The organism is Methylobacterium sp. WL116 (genome assembly GCF_008039455.1).
In the GTDB taxonomy this organism is placed as follows: domain Bacteria; phylum Pseudomonadota; class Alphaproteobacteria; order Rhizobiales; family Beijerinckiaceae; genus Methylobacterium.
In genome coordinates this window covers 1-3,618 of record NZ_VRUV01000464.1, presented here as the reverse complement: position 1 = coordinate 3,618, position 3,618 = coordinate 1, and the positions used below count along the sequence as shown (strand labels likewise).

Genomic DNA, 3,618 nt, shown 5'->3' with positions numbered 1-3,618 from the left:
GGCGAGGAGGAGGGCGATGGCGAGGACGGGGCGCATGGACGGCTCCTGGGTTTTACGGGGTGGCGACATTGGTTCAGCAGGACTAGGTGCGTCTTCCCTCCCCCCTTTGCGGGGGAGGGAAGACGCACCGTCAAAACGCATCGGCCGTCGCAACCCCGGTCGGCGCCTCCGCCCGGGCGGCGGCGCGCAGGCGCTCCACCGGCCGGCGGCCGAAGCCGAGGAACAGGATCGGCGTCAGCACCGTGTCGAGCAGCGTCGCGCTGATCAGGCCGCCGAAGATCGTCACGGCGACCGGGTGCAGGATCTCCTTGCCGGGCGCGTCGGCGCCGACGAGCAGCGGCGCCAGCGCGATGCCGGCGGCGAGCGCGGTCATCAGCACCGGCGTCAGCCGCTCCAGGCTGCCGCGAATCACGAGGTCCGGCCCGAACGGCAGGTCCTCGTGGATCGCGAGGTTCAGCCAATGGCTGATCTTGAGGATGCCGTTGCGCGTCGCGATGCCGGTCAGGGTGATGAAGCCGATCATCGAGGCGACCGAGAGCGGCTGCCCGGCGAGCCACAGGGCGACCACCGAGCCGATCAGCGCCAGCGGGATGCTGCCGAGGATGATCAGCGTCAGCACGGCCGAGCGGTAGCGGCCGTAGAGCAGGGTAAAGACAAGCGCCAGCGACACGAGCGAGAGCAGGCCGATGGTGCGCGCCGCCTCGCCCTGCGCCTGGAACGCGCCTTCGAGGCTGGTCGCGTACCCGGCCGGCCACCGGGTCGCATCCACCTGCTGGCGGATGGCGGCGACGACCCGGCCCATGTCGGCGCCGGGCGCGGTGTTGGCCTGGACGACGATGCGCCGGCGCGCGTTCTCGCGAAGGATCTGGTTCGGGCCGTCGGTCTCGCGGATGTCGGCGATCTGGCGGGCCGGCACCCAGCCGGAGGGCGTCTCGACCAGGAGGTCGCCGAGCGCCTGGGTGGTGCGCTGGGTGTCGGAGAGCCGCATCACCACGTCGAAGCGGCGGATGCCGTCGACCACGCGCGAGACCACTTGGCCGTTCGAGAGCCGGCTCAGCTGGTCCACGAGCGCCGCCGGCTGCACCCCATAGAGGGCGGCCCGCGCGTAGTCGACGCGGACCTCGAGCTGCGGGATCAGCACCTGCTTCTCGACCTGCAGGTCGGCGATGCCGGGGATCGCGGACAGGCGCTGGCGCAGGTCGTCGGCGAGGCGCCGCAACGTATCGAGGTCGTCGCCGAAGATCTTCAGCGCGATCTCGGCGCGCACCCCCGAGAGCATGTGGTCGAGCCGGTGCGAGATCGGCTGGCCGACGTTGACGGAGACCGGCAGCAGGGCGAGGCGGGCGCGGATGTCGGCGACGAGGGCGTCCTTGGGCCGGGCGCCGGGCTTCAGGTCGACCTCGAGGTCGGAGGAGTGGACGCCCTCGGCATGCTCGTCGAGCTCGGCCCGGCCGGTGCGGCGGCCGACCGAGCGCACGTCCGGGATCTCGAGAAGCAGGCGCTCGGCCACCAGCCCCATCCGGTTGCTCTCGGGCAGCGAGATGCCGGGGTTGAACGCCATGTTGACGGTGAACGAGCCCTCGTTGAACGGCGGCAGGAAGGCGCGCGGCAGCCACGTCGCCGCGACGGCGGCGGCCGCGACCGCGAGCCCGGCCGCGAGCAGGATCGGGCGCCCGCGGGGCAGGGCGACGCGCAGGGTCGCGGCCAGGGCACACTTGAGCCCGCGGATCAGCCCGCTCTCGTGCTGGTCGAGGCGCTTGAGGCCGGGCAGGAGGTAGTAGGCCATCACCGGCGTCAGGGTGATCGAGACCACGAGGCTCGCCAGGATCGCGACGATGTAGGCCTGCCCCAGCGGCGCGAACAGCCGGCCCTCGATGCCGGAGAGCGCGAACAGCGGCACGAACACCAGCACGATCACCATCGTCGCGTAGACGATGCCCGAGCGCACCTCCTGCGAGGCGGAGACCACCACGTCGAAGGTCGAGCGCGGGTCGCCCGCCGCGCGGTTCTCGCGCAGGCGCCGGAAGATGTTCTCGACGTCGACCACGGCGTCGTCGACCAGCTCGCCGATGGCGATGGCGAGCCCCCCGAGGGTCATCGTGTTGATCGACAGGCCGGCGAGGTGGAAGGCGATGGCCGTCGCCAGGATCGAGACCGGGATCGCGGTGAGCGAGATCGCCGTGGTGCGCAGGTTCAGCAGGAACGCGAACAGGACGATCGCCACTACCGCGATCGCTTCCACCAGCACGTGCTCGACATTGCCGATCGAGGTCTCGATGAAGTTCGCCTGCCGGAAGATCAGCCGGTCGGCGCGCACGCCCTTCGGCAGGGTGGCGGTGATCTCGGCGAGCGCCGCCTCGATCCGCGCGGTGAGCGCGACGGTGTCGGTGCCGGGCTGCTTCTCCACCGAGATCACCACCGCCGGCGCGCCCATGTAGCCGGCATCGCCCCGCTTCACGCGCGCCGAGAACGATACCTCCGCCACCTGCCGCAGGAAGACCGGCCGCCCGTCGACCGTGGCGACGACCATGTTGCGCAGGTCGTCGAGGTCCATCGTCCGGCCGAGGTTCCGGATCAGGTATTCGCGGGCGTACTGGTCGGTGAAGCCGCCGCCGGTGTTGGTGCCGAACTGCGCCAGCGCCGCCTCGAGCTGGGCCTGCTTGACGCCGAGCGCCCGCAACGCGGCGGGCTGCGGCGCGACGCGGAACTGGCGGACCTCGCCGCCCATCGGGATCACCTGCGCGACGCCGGGAATCGAGAGCAGGCGCGGCCGGATCGTGAAGTCGGCGATCTCGCGCAGGCGCATCGGATCGACCGTGTCGCCGGTGAGCGCGACCATGACGATCTGCCCCATGATCGAGGAGATCGGCCCCATCGTCGGGCTCACCTCCGCCGGCAGCTGCGGCCGCGCCATCGCAAGGCGCTCGGCCACCTGCTGGCGGTTGCGGTAGATGTCGGTGCCCCAGTCGAACTCGACAGTGACCACCGACAGCCCGACGCCGGAGACCGAGCGCACCCGGGTGACGCCGGGCAGCCCGTTCATCTGCGTCTCGAGCGGGAAGGTGACGAGCTGCTCGACCTCCTGCGGCGCGAGCCCTTCGGCCTCCGACATGATGGTGACGGTGGGCCGGTTGAGGTCGGGGAAGACGTCGACGGGCAGCCGCGTGACGGTGAAGGCGCCGTAGACGACGAGGATCGCGGCGACGGCGAGCACCGCCAGCCGGTTCCGCAGGGCCTGGGTGACGAGGAGCGTGAACATGCGCGGGCTCCCGTCAGCGGATCTGGTTGAGGAGCTCGGCGCCCTGCGTCACGATCCGCCGGCCGGGCTCGAGCCCGGAGACCACCCGGACGCGGGCGGCGTCGAGGGGCTCGACCTGGACCTCGCGCGGCGCGAAGCGCTCGGGGGCGACGTGCTCGTAGACCAGGGTCTGGCCGTTGCCGCCGCGGACCACGCCGAGCCGCGGCAGGGCGAGGCCGGTCTGCTGCGTGTCGGTGGCGGCGAGCACCGTCACGAACTGGCCGGTGCGCAGCTCGGGCGGCGCGTCGCGCACGGCGAACTGGATCGGCACCGCCTGGGCCCGGTCGGCGAGGCCGGCGCCGCGATAGGCGAGCTCGAGC

Annotated in this window: 1 protein-coding gene and 1 pseudogene; both read right to left on the bottom strand. The window is 72.0% G+C overall.

Features of this window, described 5'->3' with window-relative positions; translation table 11 throughout:
• Positions 1-130 precede the first annotated feature (130 nt).
• Positions 131-3,259, bottom strand: coding sequence for an efflux RND transporter permease subunit (locus FV223_RS22785; protein ID WP_147729125.1), 3,129 nt, complete (start codon positions 3,257-3,259; stop codon positions 131-133).
• Positions 3,260-3,272: 13 nt separating this feature from the next.
• A pseudogene (locus tag FV223_RS22780) lies at positions 3,273-3,618 on the bottom strand (RND transporter); the annotation flags it as partial.

Excerpts from the sequence above, each read along its gene's own strand:
- FV223_RS22785 (WP_147729125.1), bottom strand. The coding sequence starts at position 3,259 with ATGTTCACGCTCCTCGTCACCCAGGCCCTGCGGAACCGGCTGGCGGTG.